Here is a 15,679-nt window from a genome sequence, read left to right as displayed (position 1 = left end):
GGACCACCGCCCCGGGGCGGCATGCATCCACCACCCGCCGCCGGGCACGGGGAGCGGAAACCGCTGGGCCTGGTCACGGTCAGCGCCGCGGCCGATGAGCATCCGGAGCGGCTTTCCGCGGCACAGCGGCGAATACTCGACTACGCCGGGACGCACAGCGGCGGTGCCGAGATTCCCCTCGCGGTCAGCGGCGCCACCCTCGCCGCACCGTACATTCTCAATTCCTCCGCGAACATCATCGCCATGGGCGGATTCATGGGCACCGACAACGGTCCCTCGGCCGAACAACTGGACGCGTGGGCCCGGGCGGGCAGGTTGGGCCAGGTGCTCAGCAGCGGTTCCGGCGGCGGGATGCCCACCGGGGCCTCCTCCTTCGGCGATGCGCGGGCCAAGCGCCAGCGGTGGATCGAAAATCACTGCACCCCGGTGGATCCGCGGGCCTACGGCGGGGCGGACACCGAACAGCACGCCTTCGACACCTTGGGCCGCGACAAGACCCTGTACGACTGCACCCGGCACGGCGGGACCGGTGCCGGGACGACAGGCTGAAGATCATCCGGAAGGACCTTCCCGTGCCCGCCAGGGACGCCTACCGTGGCCTGAGCGAGGAAAGGGGTCCGGGATGGCCGGGAAACGCACGTGGCGGGTGGCGCTGGCCGGCGCGCTCGGTTTCGCCCTGTTCGCCGGTACTTCGGGAATGGGGTGGGCCGCGGACGGAGCCGCCGCGGCCGGGCGCTCGGCCGTCTACGGCGGCGGCCCGTTCTACTCGGGTGGCGGCAAGGAAATGGATGTGGTGCGCGATTCGGGGTTCACCACGGTCATCCTGTGGAGTATCCACGTCGACAAGGACACCGGCGATCTGTCCTTCAACGACAGGAAGATCATCGCGGGCGGCGAATACGTCGGGGACAATCCGGACTGGGCCGCGCAGTTGCGGACCCTGAAAACGGCGCCGACCTCGGTGAACCGTGTCGAGGTCTCGGTGGGTTCCGCGCCGCCCGCCCAGGACTGGGGCGCCATCGAGGAACTGCTGAGCAGCCCGGACGGCACGGAGAAGCTGCGGAAGAACTTCGCGAAACTCCGGGAGGTCACCGGGGCGGATGCGATCAACGATGACGATGAGCAGACTTACGACGCCGATTCGACCATCCGGTTCGCGCGGATGGCGAAGGAGATCGGCTACCAGGGCTTCACCATCGCCCCGTACACGAACACCGGGCACTGGAAGAAGGTCAAGGACGGGCTCGGTTCCCAGCTCGACCGCGTGTATCTGCAGGACTATGCGGGCGGGGCGGGCAACGATCCCGGGCAGTGGGGCCGGGACCTGGGGATGCCGGTCGATCCGGGACTCTGGAGCAAACACGGGGAGGGGTGCGCCGAAGGGGATTCCCCGGATCAGGTGCGGGACACCATGCGCGGCTGGCATTCCTCGGCAGGAATCCCCGGCGGATTCCTGTGGCTCTACGACGACATCGCGAAGTGCGCGCAGCAGGGCCGGACCGCGAAGGACTACGCGCGGGCGGTCAACGAGGGCACCGCGTAGCGGTTAGAAACTGTGCCCGGGCGGCAGCAGCGTCGCGATCTCCTTCGCGGCGGCGGCCACGAGCGGGCCGAGCTCGGCGAACCGCTCGTCCGGTACCCGCACCGCGGGGGCCTGCACGGCGACCGCGGCGCGCGCCCGGCCCGCGCTGTCCAGGATCGGGGCGCCCGCGCAGCGCACCCCGAGCACGGACTCCTCGTCGTCGGTGCTCCAGCCGCGCGCCCGGATGGTGTCCAGTTCGGCGCGCAGGGCCTTCGCGGTGGCGTGCGTCTTCTCGGTGACCTTGGTGAGCCGCTGCACCCCGTGCAGGGTCTGGTGCTCGGCATCGGTGTTGTTGGCCAGCAGCGCCTTGCCCATGGAGGAGGCGTGCAGTGCGATACGGGTGCCCGGCGGCTGGGTGAACCGTAGCGGCTGCGCGGATTCGACCCGTTCCACGACCACGACCTCGGTGCCCCCGGAGAGCACCCCGAGGTTCACCGATTCACCGGTCTGCTCGGCGAGCCGTTGCAGCACCGGATACACCACGTCGAGGCCGAAGTTGTGCTGGGCGGCCTGGCCGAGCAGCAGCGCACCGGCGCCGAGGTAGTAGTGCTCGTTGTCCTCGTTCTGCGCCAGGTACCCCTCGGCCACGAGCGCCCGCACGATGCGGTGGGTCGTGCTGAGGTTGAGCCCGAGTTCCCGTGCCACGGCCCCGACACCGAGATCGCCCCGGTGATCGCGGAACAACCGCAACACGGCGAACGCGCGGGCCACGGTCTGGGTACCGGCCACCCGGCCGCCCGGTTCCGGGGTGCTCATGCTGCTGGCCTCCTCCTCGCCTGATGGCAGCAGCCTACCGTGCGCCCCGGAACGGGCGTCCGGATCAGCCGTTCGCCGGCGTGCTCCGCAGTTGCCCGGTGCGGTCTGCTCCGGTCTGCTCCGCGGGATCGGCCCGGCGGATGAACACCGTGGACACCAGGCTGAGCACCATGGTGACCAGCAGATAGGTCAGCACGAAGCCGTAGCCGCCGCCGCCGAGACTGACCAGATAGGCCAGCAGCAGCGGGGTGAGCCCGGAGGCCACGATTCCGGAGAGCTGGTACACCAGCGAGATCCCGGTGCACCGGACCGAGGTGGGGAACAGTTCGGCATAGAAAGCCGCCTGTGGCCCGTACACCAGCGGATAGCAGATGCCGAGCACCCCGATCAGCGCGAGGATCGCCGCGGCCGTGTTCGCCTGGTTGAGCAGTACGAAGGCGGGGAACGCCCCGATCCCGGTGAGTACGAGGCCGAGCCCGAACACCCGTTTTCGCCCGAACCGGTCGGATGCGCTGCCGAACAGCGGGATGCAGATCGCCATCACCGCGGCGGCGGCGAGCACCGCGAGCAGCAATGGCTGGCGATCCATGCCGATGGTGCCGGTGCCATAGGAGATGGCGAACACCGCCCAGGTGTTGAACGAGACACCCTCGTGCAGCCTGCTTCCCATACCCAGCAACAGGTTCCGCCTGCTGGCCCGGTCGCGCAGCAGATCCATCGCCGGGATGGTGGCCTTCGCCTGGTTGCTCTCCATGGTGCGGAAGGCCGGGGTCTCCACCACGCGCAACCGGATGAACAGGCCGATCAGCACCAGCAGCGCGGAGAGCCCGAACGCGAGCCGCCAGCCCCAGGACAGGAACGCGTCCCCGGGCATCGCCGCGTTGAGCAGCGCGAACACCCCGGTTCCCAGTACCAGTCCGGTGGCCAGTCCCAGTTGCGGGAAACTGCCGTAGAAGCCGCGTTTCCTCGCGGGCGCGTACTCCACGGCGAGCAGCACCGCGCCGCCCCATTCGCCGCCGATCGCCACCCCCTGGATCAGCCGCAGCACCACCAGGATCAGTGGTGCGGCGAGACCGATCTGGGAGTAGGTGGGCACGATGCCGATCGCCACCGTGGCCGCGCCCATGATGAGCATGGTCGCCACCAGGGTGCGTTTGCGGCCGAGCTTGTCACCGATGTGCCCGAAGATCAGCCCGCCGATCGGCCGGGCGACGAAGCCGAGCGCGAAGGTGGCGAACGAGAGCACCGTGGAGACCACCGGGTTCCCGCTCGGGAAGTAGAACCGGTTGAAGATGATCCCCGCCGCGGTGCCGTAGAGGAAGAAGTCGTACCACTCGACCGTCGTGCCGATCACGCTCGAGGCGACCACCGTGCGCAGTTGACGCTGTGTCTGCCGCTGCGTCGCATTGTCCGGGACAGCAGTCATCGCGGTCTCCCCGGATCACAGCGACTGCTCGAAGATGCGGGTGACGGCCGCCCGGTCGACCGGACGGGGCACCACCGCGAGCTGCCTGGTCTGCTTGAGCGTGCCCTCGGCCAGGGTGTCGATGTCGTCGGCGGTGTAACCGAACGCGCGCAGTCCCGATGGCATCCCGATATCGGTCATCAGCTCGGTGAGCACGGCGGGCAGCGCCTCGGCACCGTCGGTCTTGGTGAAGGTGCGCCCGGAGAGCAGCTCGGCGGCCCGCAGGTGGCGCTCCGGATCCGAAGGGTAGGTCCAGCGGAACACCGCGGGTGCGGTGGCCGAGACCGCCTGGCCGTGCGGCACCATCGGCATCTGCGGGTACCCGGCGGCGTGGTATTCGCGCACCGCCCCGGCGACCGGGTAGGCGTTGGCGTGCGGCAGATGGGTTCCCGCGTTGCCGAAGCCGGTGCCCGCGTAGGTGGAGGCCAGCGCCATGTTCGTCCGTGCGGCCAGATCGCGGCCGTTGCACACCGCGGCCCGCAGATGGGCGCCGACGAGCCGCAGCGCCATCTCGCACCACACGTCGCTGATCGGGTTGGAACCGCAGAATGCGGGGCGGCGCATGGGATCCTCGGGCGCGGCCTTCGCGTCGTAGCGCACCGCCGTGTAGCTCTCCAACGCGTGCGAGAGAACATCCATGCCACTGGCCGCGGTCACTTCGGGCGGCAGGGTGAGCAGGGTCCTCGGGTCCACAACGGCCAGGCTCGGCCGGAGCTTGGCGTGGCTCACCCCGGCCTTGAGGTGCAGGCCGAGAAAGTCGATCACGCAGATGGTCGTGGATTCCGATCCGGTCCCCGCCGTGGTGGGCACCGCGATCAGCGGTTTGAGCGGCAGCCACGGCGCCTTGCCGCCGCCGATCGGCGGGGTGACGAAGTCCAGCAGTTCCCCGGGATGCGTGGTGAGCAGGTTGACCGCCTTCGCGGTGTCGATGGCCGATCCGCCACCCACGGCGACGAAGCAGTCCCATTCGCGTTCCCGTGCATAGGCGACCGCTTCGGCGATGCTCTCATCGGTCGGTTCCACACCGACCCGGTCGAACACCTCGGCCTTGACCCCGGCCGAAAGCAGGCTTTCCTTGATCTGGTCGGGAATTCCGGTCTCCTGCACGGCCGGATCGGTGAGCACCAGGCAGCTGCCCGCGGCCATCGCGGCGACCTCCGCGCCGATCTCGTCCAGTGCGCCCGCCCCGAACTTGAGCGGCGGGGCGGCCCAGGTGAAAACGCTTTCGTTGGTGCGGATTTCCGGCATCGTCGACGGCTCCAATCGTTGACACTATATGGGAGACACACCCACTATGTGACATAGACCGTAAGGCGTGGGACGGCGTTCGTAAAGGGCCGGGCGGAAAGTCAGGAGATCGGCAATGGTGGCGACAGCGAAACACATCCAGGCGTTCGGCAGCGAACTGGCCGCGGTGCTCGAGGGGACCGTGCGCACCGACACCATGGCCAGGGCGCTGTATTCCACCGACGCCTCGAACTACCGCCACATCCCGCTCGCGGTCGTGGAACCGGCCAGCGAGGCGGATGTGCTGGCCACCCTGGACCGGTGTGCCGCGTACGGGCTGCCCGTGCTGCCGCGCGGCGCGGGCACCAGTATCGGCGGCCAGGCGAGCAACGCGGCCGTGATCCTGGACTGCACGCCCGCGTTCAACCAGGTCCTCGAACTCGATCCGGAGCGCGCGGTGGCCAGGGTGCGGCCCGGACTGGTGCTGGACCGGCTGCGGGAACGGGCCGGCGCGCACGGGCTCACCTTCGGCCCCGATCCGTCCACGCACAGCAGGTGCACGCTCGGCGGGATGATCGGCAACAACGCCTGCGGTTCGCATTCGGTGGCCTGGGGGATGACCGCGGACTCGGTGCGCTCCTGCGAGGTGGCGCTGCCCGATGGCACGGTGACCGAGCTGGGACCCACCACACCCGAACGGCTCGCCGCGTTGTGCGCCCGCCAGGACCGGATCGGCGAGCTGTACCGGGATCTGCGGCGGATCGCGGAGCGCGAACAGGCAGCGATCCGGGCGGCCTTTCCGGAGCTGCCCCGGCGCGGTTCGGGCTACCGGCTCGACGCGCTGCTCCCGGAGAACGGCTTCGACCTGGCCCGGGCCTTCGTGGGGACCGAGGGCACCTGCGCCACACTGCTCAGCGCCACCGTGGACCTGGTCCGGGTACCGCGGACCCGGGCGCTCGTGGTGCTCGGCTTCGCCGATCCGATCGCCGCGGCGGACGCGGTTCCCGCGCTGCTCGGGCTGCCGGTGCTGACCGTGGAAGGCATCGACGAGCAACTGGTGCGGGCTTTCCAGGAACGCACCGGGGTGCGCGGGGAGCTGCCCGAGGGCGGCGCCTGGCTCTACGTCGAGGTCGGCGGCGCGGACCAGAGCGAGGCGGCCGAGCAAGCGCGGCTGGTGGAGAAAGCGATGACCGGAGTAGGCACCGGGGCGCTGGTGGTCACCGAACCGGCACGGCAACGGCGGTTGTGGCGGATCCGGGAGGAGGGGGCCGGGCTCGCGACCCGGCTCGCCGACGGCTCCGAGGCGTGGTCGGGCTGGGAGGACGCCGCGGTGCCCCCGGAGCGGCTGGGGTCCTACCTGCGCTCGTTCACCGAACTGCTGGGCGAGCACGGCCGCCGCGGCACCGTCTACGGGCATTTCGGCGAGGGCTGCCTGCACGTGCGCATCGACTTCCCGTTCACGAGCGCGGACGGGCCCGCCAGGTACCGGGATTTCCTCACCGCGGCCGCGGATCTGGTCGTGGCGCACGGCGGATCGCTTTCCGGGGAGCACGGCGACGGGCAGGCGCGCGCGGAGCTGCTGCCGAAGATGTACCCGCCGCGGATCATCGATGCCTTCGGCGCGTTCAAGGCCGCGTTCGACCCGGAAGCGCGGATGAACCCCGGCCGGATCGTGGACCCGGCCCCGCTGGACGCGGACCTGCGCCCCGTGGTGGCCCCCGCGACCCTGCCGACCCGGGCCGAGCTCGCGCTGCACGCGGACGGCGGGGACCTCGCCGCGGCGAGCAGGCGCTGCGTGGGTGTGGGGAAATGCCTCGCCTCGTCCGGCGGGGTGATGTGCCCGAGCTACCGGGCCACCGGTCAGGAGCAGAACTCCACCCGGGGCCGTGCGCGGCTGCTGTTCGAGATGCTGAACGGCGAGGTGATCACCGAGGGCTGGCGATCCCCGGAGGTCGGTGAAGCGCTCGACATGTGCCTGGGCTGCAAGGGCTGCAAGACCGATTGCCCGGTCGGGGTGGACATGGCCGCCTACAAGGCCGAGTACCTCAACCGGCGCTACCGCGGGCGCCCGCGGCCGATGAGCCACTACGCGATGGGGGCGCTGCCGCAGTGGTTGCGGCTGGCCGCCCGCGCGCCGCGGATGGTCAACGCGGTGACCGGATCCCGGCTCGCCCCGCTGCTGAACCGGGCGGGAGGTCTCGCCCCGGAGCGCGCGATCCCCGCGCTGGCCGGGAAAACCCTGCGGCAGTGGTGGGGCGGCCGCCCGGAACGCGCGGGCGGCGGGGACACCGTGCTGCTGTGGCCGGACACCTTCACCAACCACTTCGATCCGGAGATCGGCAAGGACGCGGTGGCCGTGCTCGAGGAGCTCGGGCACCGGGTGGTGCTGCCGCAGCGTCCGGTGTGCTGCGGGCTGACCTGGTACAGCACCGGGCGCTTCGACGCGGCACGGCGGCGGCTGCGGTCCACCCTGGACACGCTGGAGCCGTGGCTGCGCGCCGGGGTTCCGGTCGTCGGCCTGGAACCCAGCTGCACCGCGATGCTGCGCGCCGACGCGGCCGAGCTGCTGCCCGAGGACGACCGTGTTCCGCTGCTCGCCGGGCTGACCAGGACCTTCGCCGAGCAGACCGGTGCGGCGATCGAGCGGCGCGCGCCACGGGGCCAGGGCACCGTGCTCAGCCAGGTGCACTGCCATCAGCACGCGGACCTCGGTTCGGCACCCGACCGCGCCCTGCTGGAACAGCTCACCGAACAGGTGACCGTGCTCGAGGGCGGCTGTTGCGGGCTGGCCGGGAACTTCGGCTTCGAACGCGGGCACTACGAGGTGTCGGTGGCCTGCGCGGAACAGGAGCTGCTGCCCGCCATGCGCGCGGACGGCACGAGCGAGGTGCACGCCGACGGGTTCAGCTGCCGCACTCAGATCCGCCAGCTCGGCGAGCGGGAACCGGTGCACCTGGCCAGCCTCGCCGCGCGGGCGCTCGGGGTCGGCGGGACCTTCAGCGAGACATGATGCGGTCCAGCGGGATGAACCGGGCGATCTCCTTGGCCGCGGTCACCACGCGCGCGCCCAGCTCGCGCACCCGCTCCGGGGGCATGCGCACCGTCGGCACCTGGATCACCAGCGCCGCCTGGGCGCGGCCGTCCGCGTCGAGCACCGGAGCGCCCACGCAGCGCACCCCGGCCACGTTCTCCTCTTTGTCGATGCTGTAGCCGCTGCGCCGGATCTTGGCCAGCTGCCTGGCCAGTTCCACGCGGCTGGTCACGGTTCCCGGAGCGAGCGGTTCGAGGCGTTCCGGGAGGCTGTCCAGGTAGGCGTCCGCGTCCGGCGAGTGCGCGAGGATGGCCTTGCCGGATGCGGTGCTGTAGAGCGGGAACCGGGCACCGACGCGCTGTTCGAACCGCAGCGCGAGGGTGGACTGCACGCGCAGCATCACCACCGACTCGGCTTTCTCCCGCACCGCGAGGTTCACCGATTCCTCGGTCTCGGCGTTCAGCGCCTCCAGGATCGGCAGCGATTTGTCCAGCCCGAAACCCTGCTGTGCGGCCTGGCCGAGCAGCACCGTGCCCGCCCCGAGGTAGTAGGTGTCGGTGCGCGGATCGTGGGCCACCAGCCCTTCCGCGAGCAGCGCGCGCACCATCCGGTTCGCGGTGCCGGGGGAGAGACCCAGCCGGGTGGCGATGCGGTTCACCGAGAGCGCGCCGCCGTCCTCCGCGAGCAGCTTCAGCGTGCCGAGCGCGCGCCGGATCGCCTGGGTCCCCGCGGGCGCGGCGGGGGAATCGTCGTGGTCAGCGGAGGTCATGCAGGCAAGGTACCGTGTTGCGCCGGGCGGAACTCAAACCCAGTAGGACACCCGCGCCCGGTAGGCGCGCATCAGCAGCAGGGTGGCCGTCCAGCCGAGGATCGCCATGCCCGCGCAGGCCACGAAGCTCCACGGGCTGAACAGCTGGCCGATGAACGGTCCGCGCACCACCTGGACCAGGTGATAGACCGGGTTGAGCTGGATGACCGGTTCGATGAGCGCTTTGAGCGCGTGCCGGGAACCGCCGGGGGAGAGCAGCTGATCGATCGGCCAGACGATCGGGTCAGGTAGAACAGCAGCTGTACGATCGCGCTGACCAGCTGCGGGAAGTCGCGGAACCGGGTGGAGACGATCCCGAAGAACATGGTCAGCCAGGTCAGGTTGAGCACGACGAGGGCGAGCCCGAGCAGACCGAGCAGCCATTCCGGGGACAGTCCCGGGTTGCAGATCAGGTCCGCCCGGCACGCCCCCGCGACCGACTGGGTCGCGTACGGACGGTCGAGCTCGGCGAAGAAGATGACGAGCACGATCACGTAGACGAGCGCGTTGTGCGCGAACATCAGCAGCTGCCGCCACACGGTGCGCAGCATGTAGAGCGAGATCGGCGCGGGCAGGTGCCTGATCAGCCCCTCGTTCGCGATGAACGTCTCCATGCCCTCGGTCAGGCAGCCCTGGATGAGGTTCCAGGTGATCAGCCCGGTGAGCAGGTACGGGATGAAGGTCGGAATATAGGTGTGGAACAGCACCCCGTAGAGCAGCCCGAGCCCGAGCGCGATGACCGCCTGGCTGATCGCGATCCAGAACGGCCCGAGCACCGAACGGCGATACCGCGCCCGGATGTCCTGCCAGCCGAGGTGGCCCCACAGGCTGCGCGCGGCCAGTCCCGCGCGCAGGTCGGCAACGGCTCGCCGGACCGTATGGCCGGTCTCGGCAGGAGCGTTCCGGCTGGCCTGGGAACTCGGCGCGCGCACGGTGCCCGAGGTTACTCCTCGCGTGTTGAATTATCCGCCGGGGCTGGTGGTCTCGCTCGGGCTCGGGGTATCGGTCTCCTCGGGCCCGGCGGTCGCCGCCGCCTTCTTGGCGCGGCGCCTGCGGATCTCGAACCCGATCAGGATCACCACGAGGGTCAGCACGCTGAGCCAGAACTGCGCGCGGCTCGCCGGGAGCACCGCCATGGCGATCAGCACCGCGGCCATCAGCGCGATGGTCGCGTAGCTCAGCCAGGGGAACAACCACATCCGCAGGGTGCCCGGATCGCGGCGTTTGCGCAGCCGCACCTGTGCCAGCGCGATGGCCAGGTAGACGAACAGGGCCACGGCACCGTAGGAGTTCACCAGGAAGTCGAAGATCAGGTCCGGTGAGGCGTACGCGGCGATCACCGAGACCAGGCCGACAACGGTGCCGAGCAGGATCGCCCTGCGCGGCACCCCGCTGCGGGAGAGCTTGGTGAACGCGCGCGGGGCGTCCCCGTTGTCGGTGAGCGCGAACAGCATCCGCGAAGAGGTGTAGAGCGCGGAGTTCAGGCAGGACAACACCGCGATGAGCACGATGGCGTTCATGACCGTGGACACCGCGGGGACCCCGAGGACCCGCAGCGCGGCCGCGTACGGGCTCGTGGCGATCTCCGGGGTGTTCCACGGCCGGATCGCGACCACCACGAACACCGAGCCGACGTAGAACAGCACCACCCGGAAGACGATCGAGCGCATCGCCTTGGCCACGCTCTTGGCCGGTTCCGCGGACTCGGCGGCCGCGATGGTGACGATCTCGGCCCCGGTGTAGAAGCCGATGCACGGCACCACGGCGGCGAGGATGGCGCCGAACCCGAGCGGGGCGAATCCGCCGGAGGACACCAGGTTGCCGAGCCCGCCCTGGGCTCCCGGCCACCAGCCGCACAGGTACAGCACGCCGACCACGAGGAACACCACGATCGCGATGACCTTGATCGAGGAGAACCAGTACTCGAACTCCCCGTAGGAGCGCGCGGAGACCAGGTTCGTCGCGGTGAGCAGCACGAGCAGGGCGAGGCTGAGCACCCACAGTGGCACCGAGGGCAGCCACAGCTGCACGATCCGCCCGCCCGCCACCGCTTCCACCGCGACGACGATCACGAAGAAGTACCAGTACATCCAGCCGACCGCGAATCCGGTCCGGTTGCCGAAGGCCTCCCTCGTGTACACGTAGAACGAGCCGCGCACCGGTTTCGCCACGGTCATCTCGGCGAGCATCCGCATGATCAGCACCGTGATCAGCCCGGCGATCAGGAAGGAGATCACCGCCGCCGGGCCGGTCGACTGGATCACCACGCCACTGCCCACGAACAGCCCGGCACCGATCGCCCCGCCGATCGCGATCAGATTCATGTGCCGCTGCCGCAGGCCCTGCCGCAGCCCGTTCGATTCGCCCTGGCCCACTGAACTCCTCACGCTCCTTTGCGCCATCGTTCCACCGTCCCGGATCAGGCCCTAGGCTTGAATGGCCTTCTCCACCTGGGTGAGCATCCCGTCGATGCCGTGCAGCAGAGCCGATAGCGTGTCCCGGTCCGCCACCAGTGGCGGGGAGACCATCAGCATCGTCGCACCCCGGTCGTCTCCGCGCAGCAGTACGCGCGTATTGCGGAACGCCTCGGGCAGGACCTCGCGCAGTACGGTGGCCGATTCCGCCTCGGTGAACTCGCGTCCGCCGTCCCGGTCGGCCATCAGTTCGATCGCGTAGAAGAACCCGGTTCCGCGCACATCCTTGACGCAGCGGTGCGCCTCGGCGAGCGAACGCAGGCCCTCGTAGAGCACCGGACCCTCTTCGCGCACGTGCTCGGGCACCTGCTCGTCACGCATGGCGGTGAGGTTGGCGACGGCCACCGCGGTGGAGACCGGGTGCCCGCCCCAGGTGGCGCCGTGGGTGAAGGTACCGGCCTTGGGGGAGCCGAACAGTTCCCCGACGAGCTGTTCGCGCACCAGGAGACCGCCGAGCGGGGCGTAGCCGGAGGTCGAGCCCTTCGCGAAGGTGATCATGTCCGGGACGACGCCGGTGAACCCGTGCCCGAACCAGTAACCGATCCGGCCGAAGGAACAGATCACCTCATCGGAGACGAGCAGGATGCCGTACTTGTCGCAGAGATTGCGCAGCGCGGCCCAGTAACCGCCGGGCGGGACGAGCGCGCCCCTGCCGTTCTGTACCGGCTCGGCGAACACGGCCGCGATCGTCTCCGGGCCTTCCTCGAGGATGACCTCCTCGATCGCGCGCACACAGGCCAGCTGCTCGGCCGGGCCGCAGTCGCCGAGGAAACCGAGCGTGTTGGGAACATGCCGCACCCCGGGCATCAGCGGGCCGAACGGTTCCTTGATCTTCGGCAGCCCGGTGACGGCGAGCGCGCCGAGGGTGGTGCCGTGGTAGGCCATCTCCCGGCTGATGATCTTGGTCCGCTGCGGCTGGCCCTGGCCGCGGTGGTACTGCCGGGCGAACTTGACCGCGGATTCCACGGCCTCGGAACCCGAGTTGACGAAGAAGGTGGTGCCCAGATCGCCGGGGGCGAGGTCGGCGATCAGTTCGGCGGCCTGGATGGCCGCGGGGTGGGCGGTGCCCCAGTTGCTGGCGTAGCCGAGGGTGCTGATCTGGTCGGCGGCCGCTTTCGCGATGTCCTGGCGGCCGTGGCCCATGTTCACGCAGAACAGGCCCGCGAGGCCGTCGAGGTGGCGGTTTCCCTCGCTGTCGATGAGGTAGCAGTCCTCGCCGCGCACGAAGACCGGGAAATCCTTGTCCCAGGCCTGTTTCTTGGTGAAGTGCGGGCCGAGGTGGCGACGGGCGCTCGCCCGCAGTGCACTGGTCTCCATACTCGTCTCCTTTGACCGCTCGCGCTGTGTTCCTCAAACGATGGCAGCGGAACTGGTCCGTGCAAAGAACCAGACAACGCCGCTTTGGTGGGTCCAGAACGCGCCAAGACCGTGCCGCACAACGAAAAGTGGGTGCCCCGGTCATGCCGGGGCACCCACTCTTCGTTTGCTGGAAAGGGATTACACGTAGTCGGAGTACTTCTCCAGGTAGCGGACCGGCTTGGAAAGCGCGTCCCTGCGGAACGGGTCACCGAGCTCGCGGGTGCACATGATCTCCACGACCGTGGTGCGCCCCTTGGTCATCTGCGCCTCGACCGCCTTGCGCAGCGCCGGGCCGACCTCCTCGAGCTTCTCCACGACGATCCCGTCCGCGCCCATGGATTCGGCGATGCCCGCGAAACTGGGGCTTTCCAGTTCCCCGGCCACGAACCGGCGGTTGTAGAAGTCCACCTGGTTCTTCTTCTCCGCGCCCCACTGGCGGTTGTGGAACACCACCGCGGTCACCGGGATGTCGTGCCGCACGGCGGTGAGGATCTCGCCCATGCTCATCGCCCAGGCCCCGTCGCCCGCGTAGGCGATCGCCGGACGCTCGGGTGCCGCGGCCTTGGCGCCGATGATGGTGGGCAGCGCGTAACCGCAGTTGCCGAAGCTCATCGGGGCGAAGAAGGAGCGCGGTTCCTCGAACCGCAGGTAGCTGTGCGCCACGGAGTTGATGTTGCCGATGTCCGTGGACACCATCACGTGCTCGGGCATGGCCTTTTCCAGTTCCCGCAGCACCTGCCGCGGGTGCAGCCAGTTGCCCTCCTCTTGCTCCTGTTCGGCGATCATGTCCAGGCTGTAGGGGTCGGTCTCATGGGTCCACTCGGTGAGTTCCTTCTCCCACGCGTCCTTCTCCGCCTTGGTTTCCGCGGCCCGTTGTGCCGCGGTGGCATCGCAGGCGAGCGTGCGTCCGGTCAGCCGTTCGGTCAGCGCGGCCGCGGCCTCGCCCGCATCGGCGCAGATGCCCACGGTGATCTTCTTGACCAGGCCGAGCATCTTGTGGTCGGCGTCCACCTGGATGATCTTCGCGTCCTTGGGCCAGTAGTCCATGCCGTGCTGGGGGAGCGTGCCGAACGGACCGAGCCGGGTGCCGAGGGCGAGCACCACATCGGCCTTGGAGATCAGCTTCATGGCGGCCTTCGAGCCCTGGTAGCCGAGCGGCCCGCACCACTGCGGGTGGCTCGCGGGGAAGGAGTCGTTGTGCTGGTAGCTGTTCACCACCGGGGCACCGAGTCGTTCGGCGAGCGCCTTGCACTGCTCCACCCCGTCGGCCATGACCACCCCGCCACCGGAGATGATCACCGGGAATTCGGCGCCGGCGAGCAGATCCGCGGCCTCGTCGAGGCTGCGGGTGCCACCGGCTCCCCGGTCGAGCCGCTGCGGGACGGGAATCTCCGCCTCGAGCTCGCCGTAGAAGAAATCGCGCGGAATGTTCAGCTGGGTCGGCCCGATCTCGGACATCGCCCGGTCGAAGGCGCGCGCGGTCAGTTCCGGCATCCGCTTGGGATTGTTCACGTGCGCCTGGTACTTGGTGAACTCCTGGAACATCGGCAGCTGGTTGGCCTCCTGGAAGCCGCCGAGGCCGATACCCATGCTCCCCGCCTCCGGGGTCACCATCACCACCGGGCTGTGCGCCCAGTAGGCGGCCGCGATGGCCGTCACGCAGTTGCTGATGCCGGGGCCGTTCTGCCCGATCACCACGCCGTGCCTGCCGCTGACCCGCGCGTACCCATCGGCCATGTGCGCCGCGCCCTGCTCGTGCACGACGGGGACCAGCCGGATACCCGCCGGCGCGAAGATGTCCATGGCGTCCATGAACGCCGAGCCCATGATGCCGAAGATGTCCGTGACACCGTTGGCCGCCATGGTTTCGACGAACGCCTCGGACGGGGTCATCTTTCGCGGCTCACCCATGCCGACTCCTTCCATATGATGACAAAGTCTTTCTTATAGTGGAATATGTTGACGATAGGACGGTGCGCCGGAGCAGTCAATGCCGCGCACGCGCGAGATGAGTCGAGGAGGGCGCATGTCAGCGGAATTCCGCTCGCCGGACACCGAGGTGGCCGCACGCGAGGTGTTCGGGATCGACACCGATCTGCGGGTGCCCGCGTTCACCGAGGCCGATGAGCACGTTCCGGACCTCGATCGCGGTTACCGGTTCGACCGGGAGACCACACTCGCACTGCTCGCCGGGTTCGCGCACAACCGCAGGGTGCTCGTGCAGGGCATGCACGGGACCGGGAAGTCCACGCACATCGAACAGGTCGCCGCGCGGCTGAACTGGCCGTGTGTCCGGGTGAACCTGGACGGGCAGCTGTCCAGGCTGGACCTGATCGGGCGGGACGCGGTCGTGCTGCGCGAGGGGCACCAGGTCACCGAGTTCCGCGAGGGCGTGCTGCCCTGGGCGGTGCGCCGCCCGGTCGCGCTGATCCTGGACGAATACGATGCCGGGCGCCCCGAGGTGATGTTCGTGGTGCAGCGGCTGCTCGAACGCGAGGGCCGGTTCACCCTGCTGGACCGCAACGAGGTGCTGCGCCCGCATCCCGGGTTCCGGCTGTTCGCCACCGCCAACACCACCGGGCTCGGTGACCACACCGGCCTCTACCGCGGGGTGCAGCGGCTCAACCAGGCGCAGCTGGACCGGTGGAACATCGTCGCCGCCCTGGATTTCCTGCCCGCGGCCGAGGAGATCGCGATCGTGCTCGGCCAGGTTCCCGGACTGGACCGGGACCTCGCCGCGGCCATGGTGGAACTGGCGGGCCTGACCAGGGAGGGCTTCGCCGCCGGTGATCTGTCCACGCTGATGTCCCCGCGCACCGTGATCAGCTGGGCGGAGAACCTGGCCGTGTTCCCGGATCCGGGCGAGGCCTTCCGGATGTCGTTCGCGAACAAGTGCGATCCCGAGGAACGCCCGCTGGTGGCCGAGTACTTCCAGCGTTGTTTCGCCGCCGAACTGGACGAGCTGGTGGCATGACGA

Annotated in this window: 11 protein-coding genes and 1 pseudogene; 4 read left to right on the top strand and 8 right to left on the bottom strand. The window is 69.6% G+C overall.

Annotation, left to right across the window (positions count from 1 at the left end; genetic code table 11):
* On the top strand, nucleotides 1–549 hold a 549-nt coding region (locus AD72_RS19830), incomplete at its 5' end, for a mannosyltransferase YkcB-related protein (protein ID WP_484592865.1).
* A gap of 73 nt (nucleotides 550–622) precedes the next feature.
* The gene (locus AD72_RS19825) at nucleotides 623–1,543 is read left to right on the top strand and encodes a hypothetical protein (protein WP_051898799.1); all 921 of its coding nucleotides are present in this window, start codon (nucleotides 623–625) and stop codon (nucleotides 1,541–1,543) included.
* Nucleotides 1,544–1,546: 3 nt separating this feature from the next.
* On the opposite strand, the gene AD72_RS19820 is transcribed toward AD72_RS19825, so the two are convergent.
* From AD72_RS19820 to AD72_RS19810, 3 genes are all read right to left on the bottom strand, one after another.
* Entirely contained in the window at nucleotides 1,547–2,338 is a 792-nt protein-coding gene (locus tag AD72_RS19820) for an IclR family transcriptional regulator (RefSeq protein ID WP_031468024.1), read from the bottom strand.
* A gap of 64 nt (nucleotides 2,339–2,402) precedes the next feature.
* Nucleotides 2,403–3,764, bottom strand: a complete 1,362-nt coding sequence (locus AD72_RS19815; RefSeq protein ID WP_037346524.1) for an MFS transporter — start codon at nucleotides 3,762–3,764, stop codon at nucleotides 2,403–2,405.
* A gap of 15 nt (nucleotides 3,765–3,779) precedes the next feature.
* On the bottom strand, nucleotides 3,780–5,051 hold the full coding sequence (locus AD72_RS19810; protein ID WP_031468022.1) for a hydroxyacid-oxoacid transhydrogenase: 1,272 nt from the start codon (nucleotides 5,049–5,051) through the stop codon (nucleotides 3,780–3,782).
* 115 nt (nucleotides 5,052–5,166) lie between these two features.
* On the opposite strand from AD72_RS19810, the gene AD72_RS19805 reads away from it, so the two are divergent.
* The gene (locus AD72_RS19805; RefSeq protein ID WP_031468021.1) at nucleotides 5,167–8,040 is read left to right on the top strand and encodes an FAD-binding and (Fe-S)-binding domain-containing protein; all 2,874 of its coding nucleotides are present in this window, start codon (nucleotides 5,167–5,169) and stop codon (nucleotides 8,038–8,040) included.
* Here the strand turns inward: AD72_RS19805 and AD72_RS19800 are convergent.
* The 5 genes and pseudogenes from AD72_RS19800 to xsc form a co-directional block, all read right to left on the bottom strand.
* Complete coding sequence (locus tag AD72_RS19800; protein ID WP_031468020.1) at nucleotides 8,027–8,830, bottom strand: IclR family transcriptional regulator; 804 nt, start codon at nucleotides 8,828–8,830, stop codon at nucleotides 8,027–8,029. The genes AD72_RS19805 and AD72_RS19800 overlap by 14 nt on opposite strands.
* A gap of 33 nt (nucleotides 8,831–8,863) precedes the next feature.
* Nucleotides 8,864–9,801 (bottom strand): annotated as a pseudogene (locus AD72_RS19795) (ABC transporter permease).
* Nucleotides 9,802–9,831: 30 nt separating this feature from the next.
* Nucleotides 9,832–11,193: an amino acid permease gene (locus tag AD72_RS19790; protein ID WP_156365277.1), complete on the bottom strand. Its 1,362-nt coding sequence runs from the start codon at nucleotides 11,191–11,193 to the stop codon at nucleotides 9,832–9,834.
* 102 nt (nucleotides 11,194–11,295) lie between these two features.
* On the bottom strand, nucleotides 11,296–12,660 hold the full coding sequence (locus tag AD72_RS19785; protein WP_031468018.1) for an aspartate aminotransferase family protein: 1,365 nt from the start codon (nucleotides 12,658–12,660) through the stop codon (nucleotides 11,296–11,298).
* Between the two features lie 180 nt (nucleotides 12,661–12,840).
* The gene (gene xsc, locus AD72_RS19780) at nucleotides 12,841–14,613 is read right to left on the bottom strand and encodes a sulfoacetaldehyde acetyltransferase (protein ID WP_197285022.1); all 1,773 of its coding nucleotides are present in this window, start codon (nucleotides 14,611–14,613) and stop codon (nucleotides 12,841–12,843) included.
* A gap of 115 nt (nucleotides 14,614–14,728) precedes the next feature.
* Here xsc and AD72_RS19775 point away from each other — a divergent pair, with 115 nt between their 5' ends.
* Nucleotides 14,729–15,676, top strand: coding sequence for an AAA family ATPase (locus AD72_RS19775; RefSeq protein ID WP_031468016.1), 948 nt, complete (start codon nucleotides 14,729–14,731; stop codon nucleotides 15,674–15,676).
* Nucleotides 15,677–15,679: the final 3 nt, after the last annotated feature.

The sequence above is a fragment of the Sciscionella sediminilitoris genome, from assembly GCF_000737195.2.
Classification (GTDB): domain Bacteria; phylum Actinomycetota; class Actinomycetes; order Mycobacteriales; family Pseudonocardiaceae; genus Sciscionella; species Sciscionella sediminilitoris.
The sequence above is the reverse complement of the archived record's forward strand: the minus strand, read 5'-3'. Positions and strand labels throughout refer to the sequence as shown.